Annotated in this window: 23 protein-coding genes and 1 riboswitch; of the genes, 21 read left to right on the top strand and 2 right to left on the bottom strand. The window is 77.2% G+C overall.

The genetic code is table 11. The annotated features are described in order from the left end of the window. Positions 1-91: 91 nt before the first annotated feature. The 8 genes from smc (at position 92) to AC2TDM_RS11120 (ending at position 11,934) form a co-directional block, all read left to right on the top strand. The gene (smc, locus tag AC2TDM_RS11155; RefSeq protein ID WP_484634641.1) at positions 92-3,691 is read left to right on the top strand and encodes a chromosome segregation protein SMC; all 3,600 of its coding nucleotides are present in this window, start codon (positions 92-94) and stop codon (positions 3,689-3,691) included. A gap of 124 nt (positions 3,692-3,815) precedes the next feature. Next, complete coding sequence (locus AC2TDM_RS11150; RefSeq protein WP_090030102.1) at positions 3,816-4,202, top strand: hypothetical protein; 387 nt, start codon at positions 3,816-3,818, stop codon at positions 4,200-4,202. 25 nt (positions 4,203-4,227) lie between these two features. Continuing rightward, entirely contained in the window at positions 4,228-5,481 is a 1,254-nt protein-coding gene (gene ftsY / locus AC2TDM_RS11145; protein WP_484636446.1) for a signal recognition particle-docking protein FtsY, read from the top strand. Between the two features lie 186 nt (positions 5,482-5,667). Further along, a complete protein-coding gene (locus AC2TDM_RS11140; protein WP_090030106.1) occupies positions 5,668-6,975 on the top strand; it encodes an ammonium transporter in 1,308 nt (435 codons plus the stop codon). Next, positions 6,975-7,316: a P-II family nitrogen regulator gene (locus AC2TDM_RS11135; protein WP_090030108.1), complete on the top strand. Its 342-nt coding sequence runs from the start codon at positions 6,975-6,977 to the stop codon at positions 7,314-7,316. Before AC2TDM_RS11140 ends, AC2TDM_RS11135 begins: the two co-directional genes overlap by 1 nt. A gap of 13 nt (positions 7,317-7,329) precedes the next feature. After that, the gene (locus AC2TDM_RS11130; RefSeq protein WP_090030110.1) at positions 7,330-9,123 is read left to right on the top strand and encodes a [protein-PII] uridylyltransferase; all 1,794 of its coding nucleotides are present in this window, start codon (positions 7,330-7,332) and stop codon (positions 9,121-9,123) included. A gap of 100 nt (positions 9,124-9,223) precedes the next feature. Then, a complete protein-coding gene (ffh, locus tag AC2TDM_RS11125; RefSeq protein WP_484634640.1) occupies positions 9,224-10,822 on the top strand; it encodes a signal recognition particle protein in 1,599 nt (532 codons plus the stop codon). Between the two features lie 29 nt (positions 10,823-10,851). Continuing rightward, complete coding sequence (locus AC2TDM_RS11120; RefSeq protein ID WP_484636445.1) at positions 10,852-11,934, top strand: amidohydrolase family protein; 1,083 nt, start codon at positions 10,852-10,854, stop codon at positions 11,932-11,934. Between the two features lie 53 nt (positions 11,935-11,987). On the opposite strand, the gene AC2TDM_RS11115 is transcribed toward AC2TDM_RS11120, so the two are convergent. After that, on the bottom strand, positions 11,988-13,355 hold the full coding sequence (locus AC2TDM_RS11115) for an MFS transporter (RefSeq protein WP_484634639.1): 1,368 nt from the start codon (positions 13,353-13,355) through the stop codon (positions 11,988-11,990). Between the two features lie 257 nt (positions 13,356-13,612). Here AC2TDM_RS11115 and rpsP point away from each other — a divergent pair, with 257 nt between their 5' ends. From rpsP to AC2TDM_RS11050, 13 genes are all read left to right on the top strand, one after another. Further along, on the top strand, positions 13,613-14,044 hold the full coding sequence (gene rpsP / locus AC2TDM_RS11110) for a 30S ribosomal protein S16 (RefSeq protein ID WP_090030115.1): 432 nt from the start codon (positions 13,613-13,615) through the stop codon (positions 14,042-14,044). Further along, positions 14,044-14,280, top strand: coding sequence for an RNA-binding protein (locus tag AC2TDM_RS11105; protein WP_090030117.1), 237 nt, complete (start codon positions 14,044-14,046; stop codon positions 14,278-14,280). Before rpsP ends, AC2TDM_RS11105 begins: the two co-directional genes overlap by 1 nt. 137 nt (positions 14,281-14,417) lie before the next feature. Further along, positions 14,418-14,969 (top strand): ribosome maturation factor RimM, encoded by a 552-nt coding sequence (gene rimM / locus AC2TDM_RS11100; RefSeq protein ID WP_484634638.1) that lies wholly within the window; start codon positions 14,418-14,420, stop codon positions 14,967-14,969. 1 nt (position 14,970) lies between these two features. Then, on the top strand, positions 14,971-15,798 hold the full coding sequence (gene trmD / locus AC2TDM_RS11095) for a tRNA (guanosine(37)-N1)-methyltransferase TrmD (RefSeq protein WP_484634637.1): 828 nt from the start codon (positions 14,971-14,973) through the stop codon (positions 15,796-15,798). Between the two features lie 244 nt (positions 15,799-16,042). Next, on the top strand, positions 16,043-16,417 hold the full coding sequence (gene rplS / locus AC2TDM_RS11090; protein WP_090030123.1) for a 50S ribosomal protein L19: 375 nt from the start codon (positions 16,043-16,045) through the stop codon (positions 16,415-16,417). Between the two features lie 141 nt (positions 16,418-16,558). Continuing rightward, positions 16,559-17,392: a signal peptidase I gene (gene lepB / locus AC2TDM_RS11085; protein WP_484634636.1), complete on the top strand. Its 834-nt coding sequence runs from the start codon at positions 16,559-16,561 to the stop codon at positions 17,390-17,392. Beyond that, positions 17,389-18,474: a ribonuclease HII gene (locus AC2TDM_RS11080; RefSeq protein WP_484634635.1), complete on the top strand. Its 1,086-nt coding sequence runs from the start codon at positions 17,389-17,391 to the stop codon at positions 18,472-18,474. The genes lepB and AC2TDM_RS11080 overlap by 4 nt, the downstream gene beginning before the upstream one ends. After that, the gene (locus AC2TDM_RS11075; RefSeq protein ID WP_090030126.1) at positions 18,471-18,797 is read left to right on the top strand and encodes a DUF2469 domain-containing protein; all 327 of its coding nucleotides are present in this window, start codon (positions 18,471-18,473) and stop codon (positions 18,795-18,797) included. Before AC2TDM_RS11080 ends, AC2TDM_RS11075 begins: the two co-directional genes overlap by 4 nt. A 136-nt stretch (positions 18,798-18,933) precedes the next feature. After that, positions 18,934-19,293, top strand: a complete 360-nt coding sequence (locus tag AC2TDM_RS11070; RefSeq protein WP_090030128.1) for a YraN family protein — start codon at positions 18,934-18,936, stop codon at positions 19,291-19,293. Positions 19,294-19,394: 101 nt separating this feature from the next. Then, positions 19,395-20,924 (top strand): YifB family Mg chelatase-like AAA ATPase, encoded by a 1,530-nt coding sequence (locus AC2TDM_RS11065; RefSeq protein ID WP_090030475.1) that lies wholly within the window; start codon positions 19,395-19,397, stop codon positions 20,922-20,924. Beyond that, a complete protein-coding gene (gene dprA / locus AC2TDM_RS11060) occupies positions 20,921-22,207 on the top strand; it encodes a DNA-processing protein DprA (RefSeq protein WP_484634634.1) in 1,287 nt (428 codons plus the stop codon). Before AC2TDM_RS11065 ends, dprA begins: the two co-directional genes overlap by 4 nt. 105 nt (positions 22,208-22,312) lie before the next feature. Further along, positions 22,313-23,245, top strand: coding sequence for a tyrosine recombinase XerC (locus AC2TDM_RS11055; protein ID WP_090030130.1), 933 nt, complete (start codon positions 22,313-22,315; stop codon positions 23,243-23,245). 100 nt (positions 23,246-23,345) lie between these two features. After that, positions 23,346-23,420, top strand: a riboswitch (cyclic di-GMP riboswitch). A gap of 15 nt (positions 23,421-23,435) precedes the next feature. Further along, positions 23,436-24,362: a FliA/WhiG family RNA polymerase sigma factor gene (locus AC2TDM_RS11050; RefSeq protein WP_239078646.1), complete on the top strand. Its 927-nt coding sequence runs from the start codon at positions 23,436-23,438 to the stop codon at positions 24,360-24,362. Between the two features lie 90 nt (positions 24,363-24,452). Here AC2TDM_RS11050 and AC2TDM_RS11045 read toward each other — a convergent pair whose 3' ends face one another. Continuing rightward, complete coding sequence (locus AC2TDM_RS11045) at positions 24,453-25,016, bottom strand: peptidoglycan DD-metalloendopeptidase family protein (RefSeq protein ID WP_484634633.1); 564 nt, start codon at positions 25,014-25,016, stop codon at positions 24,453-24,455. Positions 25,017-25,175: the final 159 nt, after the last annotated feature.

Genomic DNA, 25,175 nt, shown 5'->3' with positions numbered 1-25,175 from the left:
CCGGCGCACCCGGTCGGGTGCGGCGGGGTCGGCGGCGGCGGCGCGGCGCCCCCTCGCCGGTGCTGTCGGACGTCCGGCCTAGAGTCGGCGCGTGCACCTCAAAACGCTCACCCTGCGGGGCTTCAAGTCGTTCGCCTCGGCGACGACGCTGAGCTTCGAGCCCGGGGTGACCTGCGTCGTGGGGCCCAACGGGTCCGGCAAGTCCAACGTCGTCGACGCCCTGGCGTGGGTGATGGGCGAGCAGGGCGCCGGCTCGCTGCGCGGCGGCACGATGGCGGACGTCATCTTCGCCGGGACCTCCGGCCGCCCGCCGCTGGGTCGGGCCGAGGTGGCTCTCACCATCGACAACGGCGACGGCGCCCTGCCGATCGACTACACCGAGGTGACGATCTCCCGGACGCTCTTCCGCACGGGAGGTTCCGACTACGCCATCAACGGCCAGGCCTGCCGGCTGCTGGACATCCAGGAGCTGCTCTCGGACTCGGGGCTCGGCCGCGAGATGCATGTCATCGTCGGTCAGGGGCGGCTCGACGCGGTGCTGCGGGCGACGCCGGAGGAGCGTCGCGGGTTCGTCGAGGAGGCGGCGGGCGTCCTCAAGCACCGGCGCCGCAAGGAGAAGGCGGTCCGCAAGCTCGACGCGATGCAGGCGAACCTCGCGCGTCTGCAGGACCTGACGGCCGAGCTGCGCCGCCAGCTCGGGCCGCTGGGCCGCCAGGCCGAGGTCGCGCGCCGGGCGGCCGTCGTGCAGGCGGGTCTGCGCGACGCGCGCGCCCGGCTCCTGGCCGACGACCTCGCCCAGCTCACCGCGACGCTCGAGCAGGAGCTGGCCGACGAGACGGCGCTCGTGGCCCGTCGCACGCAGGTGGAGGCGCAGCTCGACGCGGCCCGGACCAGGCTCGTCGCCCTCGAGCGCGCGGCGGCCGAGGCGGCGCCGGCACTGGGGGAGGCGACCGAGACGTTCCACCGCCTGTCCTCGTTGCGCGAGCGCCTGCGCGGCACGGCCTCCCTGGCCGCCGACCGGGTGCGGCTGCTCGGCACGGCGGAGCCCGCGCGCGGGGCCGGCCAGGACCCGGACGACCTCGACGCCCAGGCGGACCGGGCACGACGGGCCGAGGGCGCGGCCGCCCAGGAGGTCGAGGGCGCCCGCGCGGCGCTGGCCGCGGCGGTGGCCGCGCGGGACGCGGCCGAGGGCGCGGCCGACGTCGCGGAGCGCGAGCTCGCCGCCGCGCTGCGCGCCGCGGCCGACCGCCGCGAGGGCGTCGCGCGGCTGGCGGGGCAGGTCGCCGCCCGCCGCAGCCGCGTCGAGGCGACGGAGGCGGAGATCGGCCGCCTGCGGGCCGCGCACGAGGAGGCCGAGCGCCGGCACGCCGCGGCGACGGCCCGGTTCGCCGCGCTCGAGGCCGAGGCCGTCGGCGCCGAGGCGGGCGAGGAGGACCTCGACGCGGAGCACGAGGCGGCGCTGGAGGCCCTCGAGGCGGCGCGCGAGCGGGTGGAGCACCTGCGGGCGACGGCGGCCGACGCGGATCGTGACCGGGCGGCCCTCGTGGCGCGCGCCGAGACGCTGGAGCTGTCCCTCACGCGCAAGGACGGCGCCGGCGCCCTGCTCGGCGCGGAGGACCTGCCCGGCCGGCTCGGCAGCGTCGCGGCGCTGCTGGGCGTGGCGCCCGACGACGAGGAGGCGGTCGTCGCCGCGCTCGGGCCGCTGGCCGACGCCGTCGCCGTGGAGTCCGTCGACGCGGCCGTCGACGCGCTGCGCTGGCTGCGGGACCAGGACGCCGGGCGGGCCGTCCTGCTGGTGGGCGGGGGGCGCAGTGGGGGCCAGGGCGAGGGGCGCGCCGACGTCGACGTCCGCGCCGTCGCGGGGCTGGAGGAGGACGTCGTGGCCGCCCTCGACCTGGTGCGGGCGCCGGAGGCCGTGCGCGACGCCGTGGCGGCCGCCCTGGCCGGCGTGGTCGTGGTCGACGACCTCGCTCGCGCCCGGGCGCTCGTCGCGGCGCACCCCGGGCTCGTGGTGGCGACGCGGGCGGGGGACCTCGTCGGGAGGCACCGCGCCGCCGGCGGGTCAGCCGGGGCGCCGAGCGCGCTGCACCTGCAGCAGGCGCTGGACGCGGCGCGCACCGGCGCCGCGGCCGCCGCCGCCGCGGCGGAGCGCGCACGGTTCGCGCTCGTCGGGGCGACGGCCGAGCGGGACGCCGCGGCGGCACGGCACGCGGCCGCGCTGGACCGGCTGCACGAGTCCGACGCCGCCCTCGCCGCCGTCGCCGAGCAGCTCGGCCAGCTGGGGCAGACGGCCCGCGCCGCACGGGCGGAGGCGGAGCGGCTCGGCGGGTCGCTCGAGGCGGCCACCCGGCAACTCGCCGAGCACGGGGCGGAGCTGGCGGACCTCGCCGCCCGGCTCGCCGCGGCGGAGGAGGCTCCCGAGGTCGGGGAGCGCGTCCTCGTCGAGGGGGCGGCCCGGCGGGACGCGCTCGCGCGCGCCGCGACGGAGGCGCGGGCGGCGGAGACGGAGGCGCGGCTGGCCCTGCGGACCGGGGAGGAGCGCGCCCGGTCGGTGGCGGGCCGCGCGGCCGCCCTCGAGCGGGCGGCGGCGACGGAGCGGCAGGCGCGCGCACGGGCGGCCGAGCGCGAGCGCGCGCGGCGGCGGCAGGCGGCCCTCGCCTCGTCGGTCGCGGACGGTGCCCGGCGCGCCCTCGCCGCGCTGGAGGTCTCGCTCGAGCGGGCCGGTGCCGAGCGCGCCGCCGCGGAGGCCGACCGCGCCGACCGGGAGGCGGCCCTCGTCGAGGTCCGGGCGCAGGTGGACGCCACGGCCCGCGAGCTGGCCGAGCTCACGGACGAGGCGCACCGCGACGAGGTGGCGCGGGCCCAGCAGCGCCTGCGCGTGGAGACGTTGCGCCAGCGGGCGGTCGACGAGCTCGGCACGGACCCCGACGTGCTGCTGGAGGAGTACGGCCCCGACCGGCCCGTCCCGGTGGTGCCCGCGCCGGGGGAGGAGGCGGACCCCGGGGCGCCGACCACCGTGCCGTACGTGCGCGACGAGCAGGAGAGGCGGCTGCGGGCCGCCGAACGGGCGCTCGCCCGGCTCGGACGCGTCAACCCGCTGGCCCTCGAGGAGTTCGCGGCCCTGGAGGAGCGGCACGGCTTCCTCGTGGAGCAGCTCGCGGACCTGCGGCGGACGCGTGCCGACCTGCTGCAGATCGTCAAGGACGTCGACGAGCGCGTGGAGCGGGTCTTCGCCGAGGCCTTCGCCGACACCGCGGCGCAGTTCGACCGCGTCTTCCCCCGGCTGTTCCCCGGCGGCGAGGGGCGGCTGGTGCTGACGGACCCGGACGACATGCTCACCACGGGCATCGAGGTGGAGGCGCGGCCGGCGGGCAAGAAGGTCAAGCGGCTGTCCCTGCTGTCCGGCGGGGAGCGGTCGCTGACCGCCGTCGCGCTGCTCGTGGCCATCTTCAAGGCCCGGCCGAGCCCGTTCTACGTCATGGACGAGGTCGAGGCGGCGCTCGACGACGTGAACCTCGGCCGGTTGCTGGACGTCTTCCGCGAGCTCCGGGAGGACTCCCAGCTCATCGTCGTGACGCACCAGAAGCGGACGATGGAGATCGCCGACGCCCTCTACGGCGTGACGATGCGCGGGGACGGGGTCACGACCGTCATCAGCCAGCGCCTCCGCGAGCCGGCGGCCACCGGGTAGGCGGCCGACCGGGAGCCCGGCCGCGCGACCTCCGGGTGGCGCGCGTGTGAAGGCTCTGTGGCGGTCGGCGCGTCGGCGCGTGTCCGACCTCTCGTCATGGGACGACCCGGCCGATAATGGGGACGTGGCCATCGCACTCACGCTCCTGCTCGTCCTGCTCGTCGCCGCCCTCGTCCTCGTCGGGGTCAGCGCCGTCCTCCCCGACGACGAGGGCCACCGCCCCTGGACCGGCCTGCGCGAGGGGTGGGCCGCGCGTCGGGCGGCCCGCTCGGGGCACGACGCGGACGCGGCGGGCACGCCGGGGACCGGGGCGGACGCGGCGTCAGCCGGCGACCGCGAGCTCGTCCTCGCGGACCCCGTGGACGTGTCGCTGGCCGAGCTCCTGCGGTCCACGGTCGAGCGCGGCGACGCCTACGTGCGCGTCGACGAGCTCGCCACCGGCCTGCAGCGGGTGACCGAGCGGGCGCAGGAGCGGACCTCGGGGCTGCTGCAGCACGTGCGCCGCGGCTAGGCCGCCCTGACAGACTGACCCCGTGATCGAGGACCTGCTCCCAGAGCTGCTCGCCGTCGGCCTGCCCGTGGCAGCCGTCGTCGGCGTCGCCGCGACCCTGCTCGTCCGCCGTCGGGGTCCGGGGGGCGGCGACGCCGACCGGACCGACCGCACGGGGCGCGGCACCGGCACCGGCACCGGCACCGGCACCGGCACGTCGACCCTCGAGCGGCCCGGCACGGCGCCGCTGCCCCCGGACCCGGCCGGCACGGCCACCCCGGGCCTGGCCGACCCCGACGTGCTGCCGCCCCCCGTCCTCGACGAGGACGTCCTGGCGGCCCCGCCGCTCGAGGTCCCCGCGCCGGTGGCCGGGCGCTGGGTGCGCCTGCGCGAACGCCTGGCGCGCTCGGGGTCCCCGCTCGGCTCGCGCCTGCTGTCGGTCCTCTCCCGCGACCACCTCACGGAGGACGACTGGGACGAGCTGGAGGAGACCCTGCTGCTCGCCGACGTCGGCGCGGGCCCGACGGGGGAGATCGTCGACCGGCTGCGCACCCGCGTGCGGGTGCAGGGCGTCCGGGAGCCCGCGCAGGTGCGCGCGGTCCTGCGCGAGGAGCTGCTGACGCTCGTCGACCCGTCCCTCGACCGGTCCCTGGCCGTCGCGCCCGGCACGTCGGCCGACGGGGCCCGGGTGCCCGCGGTCGTGCTCGTCGTCGGGGTCAACGGCACCGGCAAGACGACCACGGTCGGCAAGCTCGCCCGGGTGCTCGTCGCCGAGGGCCGCAGCGTGGTGCTCGGCGCTGCCGACACGTTCCGCGCGGCGGCGGCGGACCAGCTCGAGACGTGGGGCAGCCGCGTCGGCGTGCCGACGGTGCGCTCCGACCGCGACGGCGCCGACCCTGCGGCGGTGGCCTTCGACGCCGTGCGCACGGGGCGGCAGGCCGAGGTCGACGTCGTGCTCGTCGACACCGCGGGCCGCCTGCAGAACAAGGCCGGGCTCATGGACGAGCTGGGCAAGATCACGCGGGTCATCACGCGCGAGGCGCCGCTGTCGGAGGTGCTGCTCGTCCTCGACGCGACCACGGGGCAGAACGGCCTGCAGCAGGCGAAGGTCTTCGGCGAGGTCGCGGGCGTCACGGGCATCGTCCTGACGAAGCTCGACGGCACCGCCAAGGGCGGGATCGTCGTGGCCGTGCAGCGCCAGCTCGGCGTGCCGGTCAAGCTCGTCGGCCTGGGGGAGGGGCCCGACGACCTGGCGCCCTTCGACCCGGAGGCCTTCGTCGACGGACTGCTCGGGGCCTGAGACGCCGGTCTCACCCGCGGGGGTGACGCCCGCGCCCGCCCGCGTCACCCTGGCGCGCCCGAAACCGGATGTTTACGCCCACGGGCGGCTTGTCACGTCGCCGTAACGTCGGCGGACACCTCGTGAAACGCCGGTCCCCGACGGTGGTGCCCGACAACTTCCCTGGGTGGAGCAGAAGGGCGACCGATGGAATTCACCTTGGACAGCGGCAACACCGCGTTCATGATCCTGGCTGCCTCGCTCGTGCTGCTGATGACGCCGGCCCTGGCGTTCTTCTACGGCGGCATGGTGCGCGGCAAGAGCGTGCTCAACATGATGATGATGAGCTTCGGGGCCCTGGGCCTCGTCGGCCTCATCTGGATCCTCTACGGGTACTCCGCGACGTTCGGGGACGGCAACTACCTCGGCTTCTTCGGCAACCCGTTCGAGTACTTCGGCCTGCAGGGCGCCACGGACGACGAGTCGCTCATGGCTGCCACGGGCGTGCCGTTCCTCGTCGCCGCGGGGTACCAGGCGACGTTCGCGATCATCACGGTCGCGCTCATCTCCGGCGCGGTCGCCGACCGCATGAAGTTCAGCGCCTGGATGGTCTTCGCCGGCGTCTGGGCCACGTTCGTCTACATCCCGATGGCGCACATGGTGTGGGGCGGAGGCCACCTGTCGGGGGACGGCGCCATCGCCAGCGCCCTGTCGACGCCGATCGACTTCGCCGGCGGCACGGTCGTGCACATCAACGCGGGAGCCGCCGGCCTGGCGCTGGCGCTGCTGCTCGGCAAGCGCAAGGGCTTCGGCCGCGAGCCCATGCGGCCGCACAACCTGCCGTTCGTCATGCTGGGCGCCGCCCTGCTGTGGTTCGGCTGGTTCGGCTTCAACGCCGGCTCGGAGTTCGCGGCGGACGCCACGGCGGGCCGCGCGTGGATCAACACGACGGTCGCCACGGGCGTGGCCATGCTCGCGTGGCTCGCGACGGAGAAGGCGCGCGACGGGCACGCGACGTCCCTCGGTGCGGCGTCGGGCATCGTCGCCGGCCTGGTGGCCATCACGCCGGCCGCCGCGGCCGTCGACACGTGGGGCGCGATCGTCATCGGTGCCGTGGCGGGCGTCCTGTGCGCCCTGGCGGTCGGCCTCAAGTACCGGTTCGGCTACGACGACTCGCTCGACGTCGTCGGCGTGCACCTCGTCGGCGGGCTCGTCGGGACGGTCCTCATCGGCCTGTTCGCCACGGACCAGAACGCCACGTGGTACCCCGAGGGCGCGCTCAACGGCCTGTTCTACGGCGGCGGCGTCACGCAGCTGCTCTCCCAGACGGTCGTCGCGCTCGTCGCGGTGGTCTTCTCCTTCCTCGCCACCTACGTCATCGGGTCGATCGCCAAGGCGACCATCGGCATCCGGGCGTCGGAGGATGTCGAGGTCGGCGGTATCGACCTCGCCGTCCACGGCGAGTCGGCGTACGAGACCCTCGGTGGGGGTCGTGTCGTGACGGAGGTGAAGTGATGACGAAGCTCGTGCAGGCGGTCATCCAGCCGCACCGGCTGGACGACGTGAAGTCGGCCCTCGAGGCGGCGGGCGTCCGCGGCCTGACGGTCAGCGAGTCCAGCGGCTACGGCCGGCAGCGCGGCCACACGGAGGTCTACCGGGGGGCCGAGTACACGGTCGACCTGGTGCCGAAGGTGAAGATCGACGTGCTCGTCGCCGACGAGGACGCCGCGGGGGTCGTCGAGGTGGTCGTCAAGGCCGCTCAGACGGGCAAGATCGGCGACGGCAAGGTCTGGGTCGTGCCGGTCGAGGACGTCGTGCGCGTCCGCACCGGCGAGCACGGCTCCGACGCCCTCTGAGGGCCCGCACCGGATGAACCACCAGCCGCCGCCCGCCCCGGGCGCCGGCGCCACGTCGGAGGTCCCGCACCCCAGCACCACCGGGGTGCGGGACCTCCGCCGTGAGCGCCTGGCGCTGGCCACCTCGCTGACGGGCCCGACGTGCGACGGCGCCGCACGGCGCGCCGCGGTCGGCGCGCTCGTCGTGCGCCGCCTCGCCGAGCTGTGGGACGAGGCGACCGCCGGGGTCGACACGACGGGGCTCGCGCTGGCCGCCGTCGGCAGCGTCGGTCGCGGGGACGCCGGCCCGACGAGCGACCTCGACCTCCTCCTCGTGCACGAGGGCCGGGCGCACCCGCCGGAGCAGCTCGCGACGCTCGCGGAGCGGCTCTGGTACCCCGTGTGGGACGCCGGGCTCGACCTCGACCACTCCGTGCGCTCGCTCGCGCAGTGCCGGCAGGTCGCCTCGAAGGACCTGCCCGCCGCGGTGGGGCTGCTCGACCTGCGCCCCGTGGCCGGCGACGCGGCGGTGGTGGCGCGCGCGACCTCCGCCCTGCTGGCCGACTGGCGGTCGGCGGCCCGGCGGCGCCTGCCGGAGCTCCTGGCCTCGACGCGGCAGCGCGCGGAGCGCTCGGGGGAGCTCGCGTACCTCATCGAGCCGGACCTCAAGGAGGCGCGCGGCGGCATCCGCGACGCCGTCGTGCTGTCGGCGCTGGCCGCCACCTGGCTCACGGACCGGCCGCACGGCGCCGTCGACCGCGCCTACGCGCACCTGCTCGACGTGCGCGACACCGTGCAGGTGGTCACGCGCCGCCGGACGAACCGCCTCGGGCTCGCCGACCAGGACGAGGTGGCCGCGCGCGCGGGCTTCGACGACCGCGACGACCTGCTGGCCTCCATCGCCGAGGCGGGGCGGATCATCTCGTACGCCCTGGACACGACCGTCCGCAACGCCCGGCAGGCGCTGCACCGCCCGGCGCGCGCGGCCGTGCTCGCCCGCGGGCGCCGGGCCGCCCCGCGCCTGCGCACCATCGCCGAGGGGCTCGTCGAGCACGACGGGGAGATCGTCCTCGCGGTCGAGGCGCGCCCCGCCGACGACCCCGTGCTGTCCCTGCGGGCCGCGGCGACCGCCGCCCGCACGGGGCTCGCGCTGTCCCCGGTCACCGTCGCCAGCCTCGAGGTGACGCCGGCGCTGCCGGTGCCGTGGCCGCGGTCGGCCCGGCACCACCTCCTGCAGCTGCTCGGCGCGGGCACGGCGCAGGTGCCGGTCTGGGAGGCCCTCGACCTCGCCGGCGTCGTCACCACCTGGATCCCCGAGTGGGCCGGCGTGCGCAACCGGCCCCAGCGCTCGCCCGTGCACCGGCACACCGTCGACCGGCACCTCGTCGAGACGGCGGCGCGCGCCGGGCGGGACCGGCGGGCGGTCGCGCTGGGGGACACGCTGCTCGTCGCCGCCCTGCTGCACGACATCGGCAAGCGCGCGGGCGCGGGCGACCACTCGGTGGAGGGGGCGCGGCTGGCCGGTCCGGTCGTCGAGCGGATGGGCTTCGAGGACGCGGTGGCCGACGACGTCGCCCGGCTCGTGCGCGAGCACCTGACGCTGTCGGAGCTGGCGACGAGTGCGGACCCGGACGACCCGGCGACGGTCGCCCGTCTCCTCGACGCCGTCGACCACCGGCTGGACCTGCTCGAGGTGCTGCGGGCGCTGACGGAGGCCGACGCGTCGGCGGCCGGCCCGCAGGCGTGGACCGCGTGGCGCGCCCGGCTGGTGGACGACCTCACGGACCGGGCCCGCCGGGTGCTGACGGGTACCCTGGGCGGGGCGTGAGGCCGGGGGCTCCCGGCGCAGCGCCGGGGCCACCGCGGACGCGGACCGGCCCGCGTGCCGCCGGACCGGCGGCCGACCCCCGAGACCCCAGGAGCACCCGGTGTTCGCCACCCTGTCCGACCGGCTGACGTCGACCTTCCGCAACCTGCGCAGCAAGGGGCGGCTGTCCGAGGCCGACATCGACGCCACGGTGCGCGAGATCCGCCGCGCCCTGCTCGACGCGGACGTCGCCGTCCCCGTCGTGCGGGCCTTCACCGGCGCGGTGCGCGAGCGGGCGCTCTCGGCGGAGGTCAGCGGCGCGCTGAACCCGGCGCAGCAGGTCGTCAAGATCGTCAACGACGAGCTCGTGGGCGTGCTGGGCCGCGAGACGCGCACCCTGCGGTTCGCGAAGACCGGCCCGACCGTCATCCTGCTCGCGGGCCTGCAGGGTGCCGGCAAGACGACGCTCGCCGGCAAGCTCGCGCTGCACCTCAAGGGCCAGGGGCACACCCCCCTCCTCGTGGCCGCCGACCTGCAGCGGCCCAACGCGGTGACGCAGCTCCAGGTCGTCGGGGAGCGCGCGGGCGTGCCGGTGTTCGCCCCGCACCCGGGCAACCAGGGCCTCGACGACGTGCTGCCGGCCGGGGCCGACCCCGTCGCCGTCGCCCGCGCGGGCCTGGAGGCCGCGCGGCAGCGCCACCACGACGTGCTCGTCGTCGACACCGCCGGCCGTCTGGGCGTCGACGGCGGGCTCATGCAGCAGGCCGCCGACATCCGCGACGCCGTCGACCCCGACGAGATCCTCTTCGTCATCGACGCGATGATCGGCCAGGACGCGGTCACGACCGCGCAGGCGTTCGCCGACGGCGTCGGCTTCACCGGCGTCGTGCTGTCCAAGCTCGACGGCGACGCCCGCGGTGGTGCGGCCCTGTCGGTCGCGAGCGTCACCGGCCGGCCCATCCTCTTCGCCTCCACGGGCGAGAAGCTCACGGACTTCGAGGTCTTCCACCCGGACCGCATGGCGTCCCGGATCCTCGACATGGGCGACGTGCTCACGCTCGTCGAGCAGGCCGAGAAGGCCTTCGACGCCGAGCAGGCCGAGCGGATGGCGGGCAAGCTCGCCAGCGGCCAGGACTTCACGCTGGGCGACTTCCTCGTGCAGATGCAGCAGCTGCGCAACATGGGCTCGATCAAGAAGATGTTCGGCATGCTGCCCGGCATGGGGCAGATGCGGGAGGCCCTGGACAACTTCGACGAGCGCGAGGTCGACCGGATCGAGGCCATCATCCGCTCGATGACGCCCGCCGAGCGCGAGACGCCGAAGATCATCAACGGCTCGCGCCGCGCGCGCATCGCCAAGGGCTCGGGCACGACGCCGGCGGAGATCAACCAGCTCCTCGAGCGCTTCGACGCCGCCCAGAAGATGATGCGGACCATGGCGCGCGGCGGCGGCATGCCGGCCATGGGCGGTATGGGCAGCCTGCCCGGCAGCGGCAAGAAGTCCCGCGGCCGCCAGGCGCCGGCCCCGGCGCGGAAGGCGAAGGGGAAGAGCGGCAACCCGGCCAAGCGCGCCGAGCAGGAGCGGCTCGGCGCCCAGCGCCCGGCGGCGCCGGCGGGGTCGGCCTTCGGGCTCGGCGCCGGCGCCGCGCAGGAGCCCGAGGGCGTCGACCCGTCGGCCCTGCAGCTGCCCGCCGGCCTGGACCGGTTCCTGGGGCGCTGACCCCCGTGGGCCGCGGGGGCGCGGCGCCCGTGCTCCACGTGCGCGGGCGCGTCCTGCTCGACGACGAGCGGGTGCTCGACGAGCTGTGGGTCGTCGACGGGCGCGTCACCACGACGCGTCCCGCCCGCGAGCCCGACGCCGTGCTCGAGGGCTGGGCCCTGCCGGGGCTCGTCGACGTGCACTGCCACATCGGCCTGGGCGCCGACGGTGCCGTGGACCGCGCGACGGCCCGCGCGCAGGCGGAGGCCGACCGGGACGCGGGGGTCCTGCTGGTCCGGGACGCCGGGTCGCCCGCGGACACCGCGTGGGTGCACGACGAGGAGGACCTGCCGCGGCTGCTGCGGGCCGGCCGGCACCTGGCGCGGCCGAAGCGGTACCTGCGGCACTACGCCCGCGAGCTCGACGACGTCGCCGACCTGCCCGCCGCCGCGGCCGAGGAGGCCCGACGGGGCGACGGCTGGGTCAAGCTCGTCGCGGACTGGATCGACCGCGACCTCGGGGCGGCGGGGGACCTGCGTCCGCTGTGGCCGCGGGACGTGCTCGCAGAGGCCGTGGCGGCCGCCCATGCCGCGGGTGCCCGCGTCACGGCGCACACCTTCGCCACGGAGGCGCTCGACGACCTGCTCGACGCGGGAGTCGACTGCCTCGAGCACGCCACGGGGGCCGACGCGCGTCAGGTGGACCGGATCGCGGCGGCGGGGGTGCCGGTGACGGCGACGCTGCTGCAGGTCGCGCAGTTCGAGGCCATCGCCGCCCAGGCCACGCGCTACCCGGTGTACGCGGCGCGGATGCGCGCGATGCACGGCCGCCGCCACCAGCACGTGCGCGACCTGCACGAGGCCGGCGTGCGGGTGCTCGTCGGCACGGACGCGGGCGGCACCATCGGGCACGGACGCATCGTCGAGGAGATGGCCGAGATGGTCGCGGCCGGGCTGCCGGCGGCGGACGTCGTGGCGGCCGCGAGCTGGCGGACGCGCGCGTGGCTCGGCGTTCCGGGCCTGGAGGAGGGCGACCCGGCGGACCTCGTCGTCGTCCCGGCCGACCCGCGCCACGGGGTGGAGGTCCTGGCGGCCCCGTCGGCCGTGGTGCTGCGCGGGCGCCGGGTGCGCTGACCCGTCGCCGTCCTCGTCGTCGTCCTCGTCGACGCCGCTGCCCCGGGCCGCGGTCAGGGCGTCGGGTGCCGTGCGTCGTAGGCGCGGAAGCCCGGCTGCCGCGCCAGCAGCACGGCGAGGGCGACGACGACGAGCGCGCCGCCGAGCAGGGGCGGGAGCCAGACGGCCAGCAGCGTCGCCAGGACCCCCGTCCAGAGGTCGCCGACGCGCGGACCGCCCGTGACGACGACGATGAAGATGCCCTGGAGCCGCCCGCGCAGGTGGTCCGGGACCGCCTGCTGCAGCACGGCCTGCCGGAAGATGGACGAGACGTTATCGGCGGCGCCCGCGACCGCCAGCAGCAGCGCCGCCGCCGCGACGGGCACCGGCCGCAGGCCCTCGGCGCGCAGCACGCTGCCCGTGCCCGCGGCGGGATCGGTGGCGGCCGCGACCGCCAGCACCACGCCGAAGGCGGCGACCGCGGCGCCGTACACCTGGATCGCGCGGGCGATGGCCACGCCCTGCCGCCGCGTGCCGGTGAGCCGCCCCGAGAGCAGCCCGGACAGCACCGCGCCCACCGCGCCGGCCGCCGTGAGCACGCCGACCGTGACCGCCCCGCCGCCGAGCACCGCCGCACCGGCCGCCGGGAACAGCACGCGCGGCTGCGCCAGCGCCATCGCCGCGATGTCCGCCACGAAGGAGGCGCGCACGGTGGGCGCGGTCGCCAGGAACCGCAGCCCCTGCACGACGGACCCCAGCCCGGCGCGCACGCGCTCGCCCTCGGGGCGCACGGGCGGCAGCTGCACGATGCCGAGGAAGGCGCCGAGGAACAGCACGACGTCGACGGTGTAGGTGAGCGGGAACCCCGCCGTGGCGACGAGGACGCCGGCCAGGGCCGGGCCGGCCGTCACCGCCAGGCCGCCGGTGATGCCGCCCAGCGCGGCCGCGGCGGGCAGCAGGCGCGGCGGCAGCAGCCGCGGGACCACGGCCATCCGGGTCGCGCCGAGGACGGTGCCGGCGGTGGCCGTGAGCGCAGTCAGGGCGTAGAGCGCGCCGACGCCCTCGTGCCCCGCCCAGGCGAGCCCGGCGATCGTCGCCGTGGCGCACCACGCGACGACGGCGGCGACGAGCAGGAGCCGCCGGCGGTCGAGCGCGTCGGCGAGCACGCCGCCGTACAGCCCGGCCAGCACGGTCGGCACGAGCGCGGCGAGGCCGACGCCGGAGACGGCCAGCGTCGAGCCGGTCAGCTCGTAGACCTGCAGGCCGACGGCCACCACGGTCAGCTGGGTGCCGACGGTCGACACGGCGGTCCCGGCCCACATCCGCGCGAACGCCGGGCTCGCGCGCAGCGGCGACAGGTCGACGAGGTGGCCGCGTCGCCGGGGCGGTGCGACCACCGGACCGGGGGTCAGGTCGTCGTCGTCCGCGTCCCCGTGCTGCACCCGCTCGCCCCTCGTCGTCGTCCCGCTCCCGCCGGTCCTCGTGCGGAGGGGCCCGGTGAGGCTAACCGTCGGGCCGACCAGGCGCTCGCAGGCGGTTGGGTGCCGGGCCGCGCGTCTGGCACAATGGCCGGCTGTACTCGTCGGCCCGCAGCCCCTCTACCTGCGCCCGGCGCGTCCTCGGCCCGCGTCGCACGCCCGCACCCCACTGGGCGCGGCGCCGCGGAGCCACCTCAGCAGACATCAGGAGACACCACACCGTGGCCACCAAGATCCGCCTCAAGCGCCTGGGCAAGATCCGCGCGCCGTACTACCGCATCGTCGTCGCCGACTCCCGCACGAAGCGCGACGGTCGCGTCATCGAGGAGATCGGGAAGTACCACCCCACCGAGGAGCCCTCGCTCATCGAGGTCACCTCCGAGCGCGCGCAGTACTGGCTCGGCGTCGGCGCGCAGCCGACCGAGCAGGTCCTCGCCCTGCTCAAGGTCACCGGCGACTGGCAGAAGTTCAAGGGCCTGCCGGGCCAGGAGGGCACCCTGCGGACGAAGGCCGGCAAGGCCGACACGAAGGCGGCCGTCGAGGCGGTCGCCGCCGACGCGGAGAAGGCCAAGGCGCGCGCCGCCGAGGCGAAGGCCGCCGCCCCGGCCGCGGACGCCGACGCCGCCCCGGCCGCCGAGGACGAGCAGGCCTGATGGTCGCCGACGCGCTCGAGCACCTGGTGCGGGGCATCGTCGACCACCCCGACGACGTGCGCGTGGAGCACTCCACGGGCCGCCGGGGCGAGCTGCTCGAGGTGCGCGTGCACCCCGAGGACCTCGGCCGCGTCATCGGGCGCAACGGCCGCACGGCCCGCGCGCTGCGAACGGTCGTCGGCGCGCTGGCCGACGGTCCCGTGCGGGTCGACGTCGTCGACGTCGACCGTCGCTGAGCAGCGCGAGCCGGACACCAGCGCAGGCCCGGCCCCCGACCGGGGGCCGGGCCTTCGCCGTCCGTGCCGGGGCGCGAGCGGCGCGAACGGCCGGGAGCGGCCGGCGCCCACCACCGACGAGAAGGGACGGGCCGGGCATGCGGCTGACGGTCGCGCGCGTGGGACGCGCGCACGGACTGCGGGGCGAGGTGGCCCTGGACCTGCGCACGGACGCGCCCGAGGAGCGGCTCGCGGTGGGCAGCGTCCTGCTCACCGAGCCCGTGGGGCGCGGCCCCCTGACGGTGGCGCGCACGCGGGTGCAGCAGGGCCGGTGGTACGTCGCGTTCACCGGGGTCGAGGACCGGACGGCCGCCGAGGCGCTGGCGGGCACCGCCCTCGTGCTCGAGATCGAGGGGTCCGACGAGGAGGACGCCTGGTACCCGTACGAGCTGGCCGGGCTGCGGGCGGAGCTCGCGGACGGCACGGTCGTCGGGGAGGTGCTCGGTCTGGAGCACCTGCCCGCGCACGACGCGCTCGTGCTGCGCGAGACCGGCGGCGAGCGGACGCTCGTGCCGTTCGTCCGGGCGATCGTGCCCGTGGTGGACGTGCCGGGCGGACGCGTCGTCCTCGACCCTCCCGGCGGGCTGCTGGCGTCCGACGCCGCGAACCTCGTCGTGTCGCCGGAGACGCAGGACCGGGCCGAGGGCTGACGTGCGGATCGACGTCGTCTCCATCTTCCCGGCCTACCTGTCGGCGCTCGGGCTGTCCCTCGTGGGGCGGGCCGCCCGGACGGGGCTGCTCGACCTGCGGGTGCACGACCTGCGGGACTGGACGGACGACCGGCACCGCACGGTCGACGACACGCCGTTCGGCGGTGGTGCGGGCATGGTCATGCGCCCCGACGTGTGGGGTGCGGCGCTGGACGACGTCATGCGGCCGGGCCCCGGGCTCCCGGTCGACGCCCACCTGCTGGTGCCGACGCCGTCCGGCCGGCCGTTCACGCAGCGGCTGGCGGAGCGGCTGGCCGACGAGAGCCACCTCGTCATCGCCTGCGGGCGCTACGAGGGCATCGACGCGCGGGTGGCGCAGCACGTGGGCGCGCGGCACCCGGTGACGGAGCTGAGCATCGGCGACTACGTGCTCAACGGCGGCGAGGCCGCGGCGCTCGTCGTCGTCGAGGCCGTGGTGCGGCTCCTGCCCGGCGTGGTGGGGAACCCGCAGTCGCTCGTCGAGGAGTCGCACGGCGCCGCCGGGCTGCTGGAGTACCCGGTCTACACGAAGCCGCCGGTGTGGGAGGGCCTGGAGGTGCCCGAGGTGCTGCTGTCGGGCCACCACGGCCGCGTCGCGCGCTGGCGGCGGGACCAGGCGCTGGAGCGGACGGCACGGCGGCGACCGGACCTGCTCGCCGCTCTCGACGTCGCCGCGCTCGACCGCGCGGACCGCGCCCTGCTCGCGGGCCTCGGGTGGACCGTGCTCGGCGACCGCCTGGTGGCGACGGGGGAGGGGCACGCGGGCGAGGGGCCGGACCCCGTGCGGTGATCCCGTGACGCAGGGCCGGGTTCCAGGACGGGCCGTGCGTGTGGCAGACTCGTGCGCTGGTGCGCGCGCAGGCCGCGTCTCTGCCACAGGGGAGACGGCCGACGGCCCCACCGGTGCACGACGGCCCTCGGCCGGCTGCCCGGTCCGCCACCACCCCGTGACGGGGACCCCGAGACATCGCCGGGCGCACGCGCGCCCACGACGACGCCGCCGACCTGTGGCGGGGACGAGGAAGCGAACCACCATGCAGACGCTCGACCAGCTCGACGCCGCCTCGCTGCGGACCGACATCCCGGACTTCCGCCCCGGGGACACGCTCAAGGTCAACGTCAAGGTCGTCGAGGGCAACCGCTCCCGCGTCCAGGCGTTCCAGGGCGTCGTGATCGCCCGCCAGGGCGACGGTGTCCGCGAGACCTTCACGGTCCGCAAGATCAGCTTCGGCGTCGGCGTGGAGCGCACGTTCCCGCTGCACGCGCCGACGATCGACACGGTCGACGTCGTCACCCGCGGTGACGTGCGCCGCGCGAAGCTGTACTACCTGCGCTCCCTGCGGGGCAAGAAGGCCAAGATCAAGGAGAAGCGCGAGTCGGTCCCGGCCAAGGCCGCGAAGACGAGCTGACCCTCCGGCACCGCACCGTCGACGGGCGGCCACCCCACCTGGGGTGGCCGCCCGTCGTCGTCCCGCCGCGGCCCCCGTGCCCGATCCGTCCCGCACACCTGGGCGGCACGAGCACACCGCCGCGCGTGCGACCCTGGACCGGTGACGCAGCACGCCGCCGGGCTCCCCGAGGACCGGTCCGAGCCCTCGGCGCCCGCGGCGGCGTCGGCGCCCCCGCCCTCGTTCCCGCCGCTCCCGCGCGACGACGGGAGCGGGCACGGCGACGAGGGACCCGACCACCACGCCGACCACCACCACGGCGACGAGGACCACGGCCACCGGGGCGTCCTCGGCTGGGTCCGGGAGACCGCCATCGTGCTCGTGAGCGCGCTGGTGCTCTCGTGGCTGGTCAAGACGCTGCTCGTGCAGGCCTTCTACATCCCCAGCCCGTCGATGCACGACACGCTGATCGAGGACGACCGCATCCTCGTCAGCAAGCTCACGCCCGGACCGTTCGACCTGCACCGCGGGGACGTCGTCGTCTTCGCGGACCCGGGGGGGTGGCTGCCCGCGCCGGTCGAGACGGACCCGGGCCTCCTGCAGGAGGTCATGACCTGGGTCGGGCTGCTGCCGTCGGACTCCGACGAGCACCTCGTCAAGCGCGTCATCGGGCTGCCGGGCGACCGCGTCGCCTGCGCCGGTCCGGGTGCGCCCGTGACGGTCAACGGGGTCGCCCTCGACGAGCCCTACCTGGCCCCCGGCTCCCAGCCCAGCGAGTCGGGATTCGACCAGGTGGTCCCGGACGGGATGCTGTGGGTCATGGGCGACAACCGGCAGCAGTCGTCCGACTCGCGGTTCAACCTCGGCAGCCGCGGCGGGGGGTTCGTGCCGATCAGCGACGTCGTCGGCGTCGCCTTCGTCACCGTGTGGCCCCTCGACCGGGCGACGATCCTGCGCAACCCGTCCGCGACCTTCGCCGAGGTCCCCGCACCGTGAGCGCGTCCGTGCCGACGCGCACGGGCGGGGTCGCGCGCACGCCGGGCCCGTCCCGGCCCGGGCCGCACCTGCGCCACGAGCGGGCCGCGCTGCGCGAGGGGGCCGTGCGCGTGGCCGGGATGGACGAGGTGGGGCGCGGCAGCCTCGCCGGGCCCGTCAGCGTGGGCGTGGTCGTGGTGGACGCGACGACGCGGACCGCGCCGCGCGGCGTGGCCGACTCGAAGCTCCTGACGCCGGCCGCGCGCCGGGCGCTGCTGCCGGCCCTCGGACGCTGGGGCCTGGCGCGGGCGGTCGGGCACGCGAGCGCGGCGGAGATCGACGCCCTGGGCATCGTGGCCGCGCTGCGGCTGGCCGGGACGCGCGCGCTCGTCGCCGCGACGGCGGTGAGCGGCCCGGTCGACCTGGTGATCCTCGACGGGTCGCACGACTGGCTGACGCCCCCTGCGGACCTGTTCAGCGCCGCCGACCCGCCGGCGGACGAGGCGCCGCCACCGGCCGCGACGGGTCCTCGGGCGTCGGTGCCGACCCTCCTGCCGGCCCTCCTGCCGGCCCCGGTGGCGCTCCCCGTGCCGGACCCGGTGCCGGACCCCGGCACGAGGCCAGTGCCGGCCTCCGTGCCGCCCGTCGCCCCGGGCCTGCCCGCAGGCTTCGTCGTGCCGCGGGTGCGGATGAGGGTCAAGGCCGACCGCTCCTGCGCGTCCGTGGCCGCCGCCAGCGTGCTGGCCAAGTGCGAACGTGACGCGCTCATGGTGGCGCTCGCGCCCGACCACCCGGCGTACTGCTGGGAGGACAACAAGGGCTACGCGGCGCCGGAGCACGTCGACGCGCTCCGCAGGCTCGGACCCAGCCCCTGGCACCGGCGCTCCTGGCGGCTGCCCGGCCTACCGCACGACGACGCGTCCGGCCCCGGCCCCGACGTGGCGGTGCCCGACGGCCTCGTCGGGGCGTCCGTCACTCCCGGGCTGCTGGATGACGGGCTGCTGGACGACGAGTTGGTGGACGACGGGCTGCTCGACGGCGACCTGCTGCCCGACGAGGAGCCGTCCGACGGGCGTGCGGCATGGGGGATGATGGGCGCGTGAGCGCCGAGGACCTCGAGAACTACGAGACGGACATGGAGCTCGCGCTCTACCGCGAGTACCGGGACGTGGTCGGCCTGTTCTCCTACGTGGTCGAGACCGAGCGTCGTTTCTACCTCGCCAACCACGTCGACCTGCAGGTGCGGTCGGCCGCGGGCGAGGTCTACTTCGAGCTGACCCTCGCCGACGCGTGGGTGTGGGACGTCTACCGGTCCGCGCGGTTCGTCAAGTCCGTGCGCGTGGTCACCTTCAAGGACGTCAACGTCGAGGAGCTGGCGAAGGCCGAGCTGGACCTCGGCGGCTCCACCGCCTTCCCCGCCCGCTGACCGACGGCACCACGCGGTCGCCCTGCGGCCACCGAGCCGTCCCCAGCCCCCCCGTGCGCGCTCGTATCCCGGGCCGGCGTCCGCACCGCCTCTCGGCCGATGCTTGCGCGGCAGCCTCGGGCGCGGAGGTGGTCGCATGGCGGTCAAGGACGTGGTGGGACGGTACGGGGAGGACCTGGTCGAGGCGCACCTGCGCGCCGCGGGCTGGTCGGTGCTCGACAGGAACTGGCGGTGCCGCGCCGGCGAGCTGGACCTCGTGGCGCGCGACGGCGAGGAGCTCGTCGCGGTCGAGGTCAAGACGCGCCGGTCGCAGCGGTACGGGTCGCCCGCGGAAGCGGTGACCGCGGTGAAGCTGGCGCGGCTGCGCCGACTGCTGGCGCTGTGGCTCGCGGAGCACGACGAGCACGCGCGTGCCGTGCGGGTCGACGTCGTGTGCGTGGTGCTGCCGCGGACCGGGGCGCCGCGGTTGGAGCACCTCGTCGGGGTGACGCCGTGAGCGCCGCGTCGGTCCCGGCGTCGCTCCCTGCGTCGGTCTGCGTGCCGGTCTCCGCGCCGGCCCCGGTGCCGGTCCCGGTGCCGGTCCCGGTGCCGGTCCCGATGACGAGCCCGGACCTGGGGCGCAGCCGGGCCGTCGGGCTGGTCGGCCTCGAGGCGCACCTCGTGGACGTCGAGGCGTACCTGGCGCCGTCCCTGCCGGGCTTCGTGCTCGTCGGGCTGCCCGACGCCTCCCTCGCGGAGGCGCGCGACCGGGTCCGGGCGGCGGTGGCCGCCTCGGGCATCGCCTGGCCGAACCGTCGCATCACCGTCAACCTCTCGCCGGCCGGGCTGCCCAAGTCCGGCACGGGCTTCGACCTCGCCGTCGCCGTGGCCGTGCTGGCCGCCGCCGGCGTGCTCGCCCCGGTGGCCGCCGCACGCACCGTGCACCTGGGCGAGCTCGGGCTCGACGGACGGCTGCGGCCGGTGCGCGGCGTGCTGCCCGCCGTCGTGGCGGCGGTGGCAGCCGGTGTGCCGGACGTCGTCGTGCCCGAGGCCAACGCGGCCGAGGCAGCCCTGGTGCCCGGGGCGCGGGTGCGCGGCGCGGCCACGCTGGCGCAGGTGGCCGCCTGGCACGGCGCCGACGTCCGGGTCCCGGACGTCGTCCCCGTGCCCGCCGGGCACCGCGCGCCGGCTGCGGCACCCACGCTCGACCTCGTCGACGTCGTGGGGCAGGCGGAGGCCCGCACCGCGCTCGAGGTCGCGGCCGCGGGCGGGCACCACCTGCTCATGGTCGGCCCGCCGGGAGCCGGCAAGACGATGCTGGCGGCCCGCCTGCCCGGGCTCCTGCCGGACCTCGACGAGGCGGCGGCGGTGGAGGTGACGGCCGTCCACTCGGTCGCCGGCACGTTCGACCCCGGCCAGGGACTGCTGCGCCGCCCGCCCTACGAGGACCCGCACCACACCGCCACCCCGGCGAGCATCGTCGGCGGCGGGGCGGGGCTGCCCCGTCCCGGCGCCGCGTCCCGTGCCCACCGCGGCGTGCTGTTCCTGGACGAGGCGCCCGAGTTCGGCACCGCGGTCCTCGAGACGCTGCGGCAGCCGCTCGAGCACGGGGAGCTCGTGCTGCACCGGGCGGCAGGGGCCGCGCGCTACCCGGCACGGTTCCAGCTCGTGCTGGCCGCCAACCCCTGCCCCTGCGGCCAGGGCGTCGGCAAGGGCCTGGCCTGCACCTGCCGGGCGGAGCAGCGACGGCGGTACTTCGCCAAGCTCTCCGGGCCGCTGCTGGACCGCGTCGACCTGCAGGTGGAGGTGCTGCCCGAGCGGTCGGGCGCCGTCCCCGGCGACGCGACGGCGGTCGTGGCCGCCCGGGTCGAGGGAGCCCGTGCGACCGCCGCGGAGCGCCTGCGCGGCACGCCCTGGCGCACGAACGGCGAGGTCCCCGGCCCGTGGCTGCGTGCCCGGTGGCGTCCCGAGGCCGCGGTCCTGGCGGAGCTGGACCGGGCGGTGGACCGCGGCACGCTGAGCCTGCGCGGGGTCGACCGGGTGCTGCGCGTGGCGTGGACGCTGGCCGACCTGGCCGGACGCGTGGCGCCCGACCGCGCCGACCTCGGCCGTGCGCTGTGGCTGCGGACGCGGGGGCAGGGCGCATGAGCGGGAGCGTGACGCCCCTGCGGGCGGGCAACGGCTCGGTTGTCAGGCCGGTGCGGGAGGACCGGCGGGCGCTCGACGGGGACGACCGAACGGCCCGCGCGGTGTGGAGCGCGCTCGTCGAGCCCGGGGACCGGGCGGCCGGCCTGCTCCTCGCGGCGCACGGCGCGCCGGCGGCGCTCGCCGGGGTCCGCGCGGCCGTGGCGGCCGCCTCGGGTGCCGGCTCCCCCGAAGGGGTGGTGGCCCGCCTCGTCGAGCCCCTCGGGGAGGACGACCGGCGCGGCGCACGGCGCGCCCTGGCGCGGTGGGCGGTCCGCCTGCCCGGCCTCGCGCCCGACGGTGGTCTCCGGGACCACCTCACAGCCGGCGGGCGCCTCGTGGTCCCCGGTGACGAGGACTGGCCGCCCGGGCTCGACGACCTGCGGGAGACCGCACCCCCGGCGCTCTGGGTGCGCGGCACGCTGCCGGCGGCCGGGCGGCGGGCCGTCGCGCTGGTCGGCGCCCGCGCCGCCACCCCGTACGGCGAGCACGTGGCGAGCCGGCTGGCCGGCGACCTCGCGCGGGCCGGCCTCGTCGTCGTCTCCGGCGGCGCGTACGGCATCGACGCGGCGGCGCACCGGGGAGCGCTGGCCGCCGGCGGCACGACGCTCGTCGTCGTCGCCGGCGGGGTCGACCGCCCGTACCCGGCCGGGAACGCGCGGCTGCTCGCGGCGGCCGTCGAGCAGGGCGGGGCCGTCCTCGCGGAGGTGCCGCCCGGCGCGCTGCCGACCCGCACACGGTTCCTGCAGCGCAACCGGCTCATCGCGGCCATCGCCGGCGCGACCGTCGTGGTCGAGGCGGCGTGGCGGTCCGGGGCCCTCAGCACCGCACGCCACGCGGCTGGCCTCCTGCGGCCCGTCGGCGCGGTTCCCGGACCGGTCACGTCGGCGGCGTCGGCGGGCTGCCACCGCATCGTCCGGGAGGAGGCGGCCACGCTCGTGACGGACGCCGACGACGTGCGCGAGCTCGTCGAGCCCGTCGGTACCGTGGACGCGCCGGACGCACCGCCGGACACCGGCGCGCCCCTCACGGGTGCCCCCGCGACGACCAGGGGGCCGGAGGACGTGGACCCCGTCGCCGCCCGGGTGCACGACGCGCTGCCCCGTCGGGTGGCGCGCCCGGACGGCGACGTCGCCGCTGCGGCCGGTGTCACGCTACGGGAGGCGCAGGACGCGCTGGCGGTCCTCGAGCTCGGCGGCTGGGCGCAGCGGACCGCCACCGGGTGGCGCGCGGCCGTCCCGACGTGACGCGCCGTCAGGGCGGGTCGTCTCGGGTCGCGCGGGCGGGGGAGCTGACGTGGCCCGTCCGCGCGCCTCCGTGGTGGGGCGGGGGAGGCGGTCCACAGTGACCCCGTGTCCGACGTCCCCCTGCTGCCGGGCGACCCCGCGCGCGCGCGCCTGCTGGCGGACCTGGCCGAGCACCTCGGCGCCGAGCGGGGCCTGGCACGCCACACCGTGCGCGCCTACCGGGCGGACGTCGACCACCTGCTGTCCCATGCGTTCCGTCGCGGGAGCGCCACGCTGGCCGACGTGGACCTCGCGGTGCTGCGCTCGTGGCTCGCCGCCATGGCGGCGGCGCACCTCAGCCGGGGCACGCTCGCCCGGCGGACGGCGGCGGCGCGCACCTTCTTCGCCTGGGCGCAGCGCACGGGCCGCGTCGCCGTCGACCCCGCCGCCCGCCTGGCCAGCGCCCGGCCCCGCGTGACGCTGCCCACCGTGCTGCCGGCCGCGCAGGTGGCCGCGCTGGTCGACGGCGCGCGCGACCGGGCGGCGGGCGACGACCCCCTCGCCCTGCGGGACTGGGTCGCCCTCGAGCTGCTCTACGGCACCGGGGTCCGCGTGGGGGAGCTGTGCGCGGCCGACGTCGACGACGCCGACCTCGTGGGACGGCTCCTGCGGGTCGTCGGCAAGGGTGACAAGGAGCGGGTCGTGCCGTTCGGCAGGCCTGCCGCCGTGGCGCTCGAGCGGTGGCTCTCGCGCGGCCGGCCCCACCTGGCCGTCGCGGGCTCGCCACCGGCGCTGCTCCTGGGGACGCGGGGCGGGCGCGTGGACCAGCGGCGCATCCGGGCCGTCGTGCACGCGGCCGCCGCCGGTGCCGCCGTCCCCGACGTGGCCCCGCACGCCCTGCGGCACGCGGCGGCCACCCACCTGCTCGAGGGGGGCTCGGACCTGCGGTCGGTGCAGGAGGTCCTCGGTCACGCGTCGCTGGCGACCACGCAGCGGTACACGCACGTGTCCGCCGAGCGCCTGAGGGCCGCCTATCGGCTCGCGCACCCGCGGGCTTGAGCCGCGTCATCCCAGGTGCACCGCCCGGCGCGGGTGAAACCACCGTTCGGTGGGGACAGACCATTGCTCCTGGCTGTGCGGTCGCCTAGAGTCCTCACTGTCAGCGAAACGGCAAACCCTCCGCGAGGGGGGGACGCAAAGCCACGGGACCCTTGAGGTCAGCCGGGCCACCGAACAGACAGGATCGATCATGCCGCAGCCCGGTTCCCTCCTGACCGTGTCCGCCCCGGTCGGGATGTCCCGTGAGACCGCCGCTCTCTCCGTCGCCGCCCGCGTGGCGCCCGCGGTGACCGCGCCGGCCGGCGTCATCCCCGCCCAGCGCACCCCGGCCGAGCTGCCGACGCCCGACGCCCCGCGCTCGGAGGTCGACACGCTCTGGGCGACGTTCAAGGAGACGGGCTGCCGCCGCTCCCGCGAGCAGCTGATCCTCCACTACGCGCCGCTGGTCCAGTCCGTGGCCGGGCGCCTCGGCATGCGGCTGCCGAGCAGCGTCGAGCAGTCCGACCTCGTCTCCTACGGCATGTTCGGCCTCATCGACGCGATCGAGAAGTACGAGACGGACCGCGCCGTGAAGTTCGAGTCGTACGCCGCCGCCCGCATCCGCGGCGCGATCATCGACGAGCTCCGCTCGCTCGACTGGGTCCCGCGGTCCGTCCGCTCGAAGGCGCGCACGCTCGACCGCGCCGTGGCCGACCTCGAGGCGCGCCTGCACCGCACGCCGACGCTGCCCGAGATCGCCGCCGAGCTCGAGCTCCCCGTCGCCGAGGTCCGCGCGACCTACAGCCAGCTCGCCACGACGAACGTGGCCGCGCTCGACGAGCTGCTCGGCGGCGAGGACGGCTCCTCGGCCGCCTCGCTGGGCGACGCCCTGCGCGACGCGCGGGCGGAGGACCCGGCCGGCTCGGTCGAGCAGCAGGAGCAGGCCTTCCTGCTGTCGCGGGCCGTCGAGCAGCTCAGCGAGCGCGAGCGCCTCGTCGTGGTCCTGTACTACTTCGAGGGCCGGACCCTCGCCGAGATCGGCCGCGTCCTCGGCGTGACCGAGTCGCGGATCTCGCAGATGCACACCGCCGCCATCGGCCGGCTGCGCACGCGGCTGACGGACGCCGAGGCGGCCTGACCCGCGACCGGTAGTGGGTCGGCGCACGGATCGGCGCACGGTTCGGCGAACGGATCGACGCCGCCCGCACCGACGGGCCGTGCCGGGCGCTCACCAGGGCAGCAGGACCACCCGCGGCAGCCGTCCCACGAGGGCGCCGGGGTCGAGGTAGCGGTCGCCCTCGCGCACGCCCCAGTGCACGCACCGGTCCGCGCAGTGCGAGGCGCCGGCGGTCGTGACCGTACCCGCCACCGTGCCCACCTCGTCCCCGACCTCCACCACGGTCCCGACCGGGACCGTCGCCGTGACGGGCTCCAGCGTGCTGCGCAGGCCGCCGTCGTGCCGCACCACCACGACCGCGCGCCCCGCGACGACACCCGCGAAGCCGACCGTGCCGGTCGCGGGAGCGCGCACCACCGTGCCGGGGTCCGCGCGCACGTCCAGGCCCCGGTGCCCGGCGGCCCACGGCTGCGGCGGGCGCACGAAGGGCGCCAGGACCGCCGACGCCACCGGCAGCCGCCAGCCCTCGGCGGCCGACGCGGTCGTGGCCGGCGCCGCGACGGTCGTCGTCGAGCTCCCTCCGTAGGCCGGTGCCGCGAGCAGCGGCAGGGCCACGCCGGCGACGAGGAGCGCGGCCATCAGCAGGGGGGTGGCGGGGGAGCGGCGGGGAACCATGGCCGGCACCGTGCCTGGCCGCAGGCATCGCAGCAGCGCGCCCCCGCCGGGGCCGTGGGCGAGCACCGCACGACCGGGGCTGGGGACGGATCGGCGACGGGGCCGGTACGGGCACGGCCTGGCGTCCGGTACCCTGGTGACGCGACCGGCCCTCGCCGG

Source organism: Cellulomonas sp. plas2 (genome assembly GCF_057221735.1).
This window is presented reverse-complemented; position numbering and strand designations above follow the sequence as displayed.

Bases quoted from the DNA above. Each gene is read 5' to 3' on its own strand.
- AC2TDM_RS11140 (WP_090030106.1), top strand. From the start codon at position 5,668: ATGGAATTCACCTTGGACAGCGGCAACACCGCGTTCATGATCCTGGCT.
- AC2TDM_RS11135 (WP_090030108.1), top strand. From the start codon at position 6,975: ATGACGAAGCTCGTGCAGGCGGTCATCCAGCCGCACCGGCTGGACGAC.
- AC2TDM_RS11130 (WP_090030110.1), top strand. From the start codon at position 7,330: ATGAACCACCAGCCGCCGCCCGCCCCGGGCGCCGGCGCCACGTCGGAG.
- AC2TDM_RS11105 (WP_090030117.1), top strand. From the start codon at position 14,044: ATGGTCGCCGACGCGCTCGAGCACCTGGTGCGGGGCATCGTCGACCAC.
- rimM (WP_484634638.1), top strand. From the start codon at position 14,418: ATGCGGCTGACGGTCGCGCGCGTGGGACGCGCGCACGGACTGCGGGGC.
- rplS (WP_090030123.1), top strand. From the start codon at position 16,043: ATGCAGACGCTCGACCAGCTCGACGCCGCCTCGCTGCGGACCGACATC.
- AC2TDM_RS11070 (WP_090030128.1), top strand. From the start codon at position 18,934: ATGGCGGTCAAGGACGTGGTGGGACGGTACGGGGAGGACCTGGTCGAG.
- AC2TDM_RS11065 (WP_090030475.1), top strand. From the start codon at position 19,395: ATGACGAGCCCGGACCTGGGGCGCAGCCGGGCCGTCGGGCTGGTCGGC.
- dprA (WP_484634634.1), top strand. From the start codon at position 20,921: ATGAGCGGGAGCGTGACGCCCCTGCGGGCGGGCAACGGCTCGGTTGTC.
- AC2TDM_RS11050 (WP_239078646.1), top strand. From the start codon at position 23,436: ATGCCGCAGCCCGGTTCCCTCCTGACCGTGTCCGCCCCGGTCGGGATG.
- AC2TDM_RS11045 (WP_484634633.1), bottom strand. From the start codon at position 25,016: ATGGTTCCCCGCCGCTCCCCCGCCACCCCCCTGCTGATGGCCGCGCTC.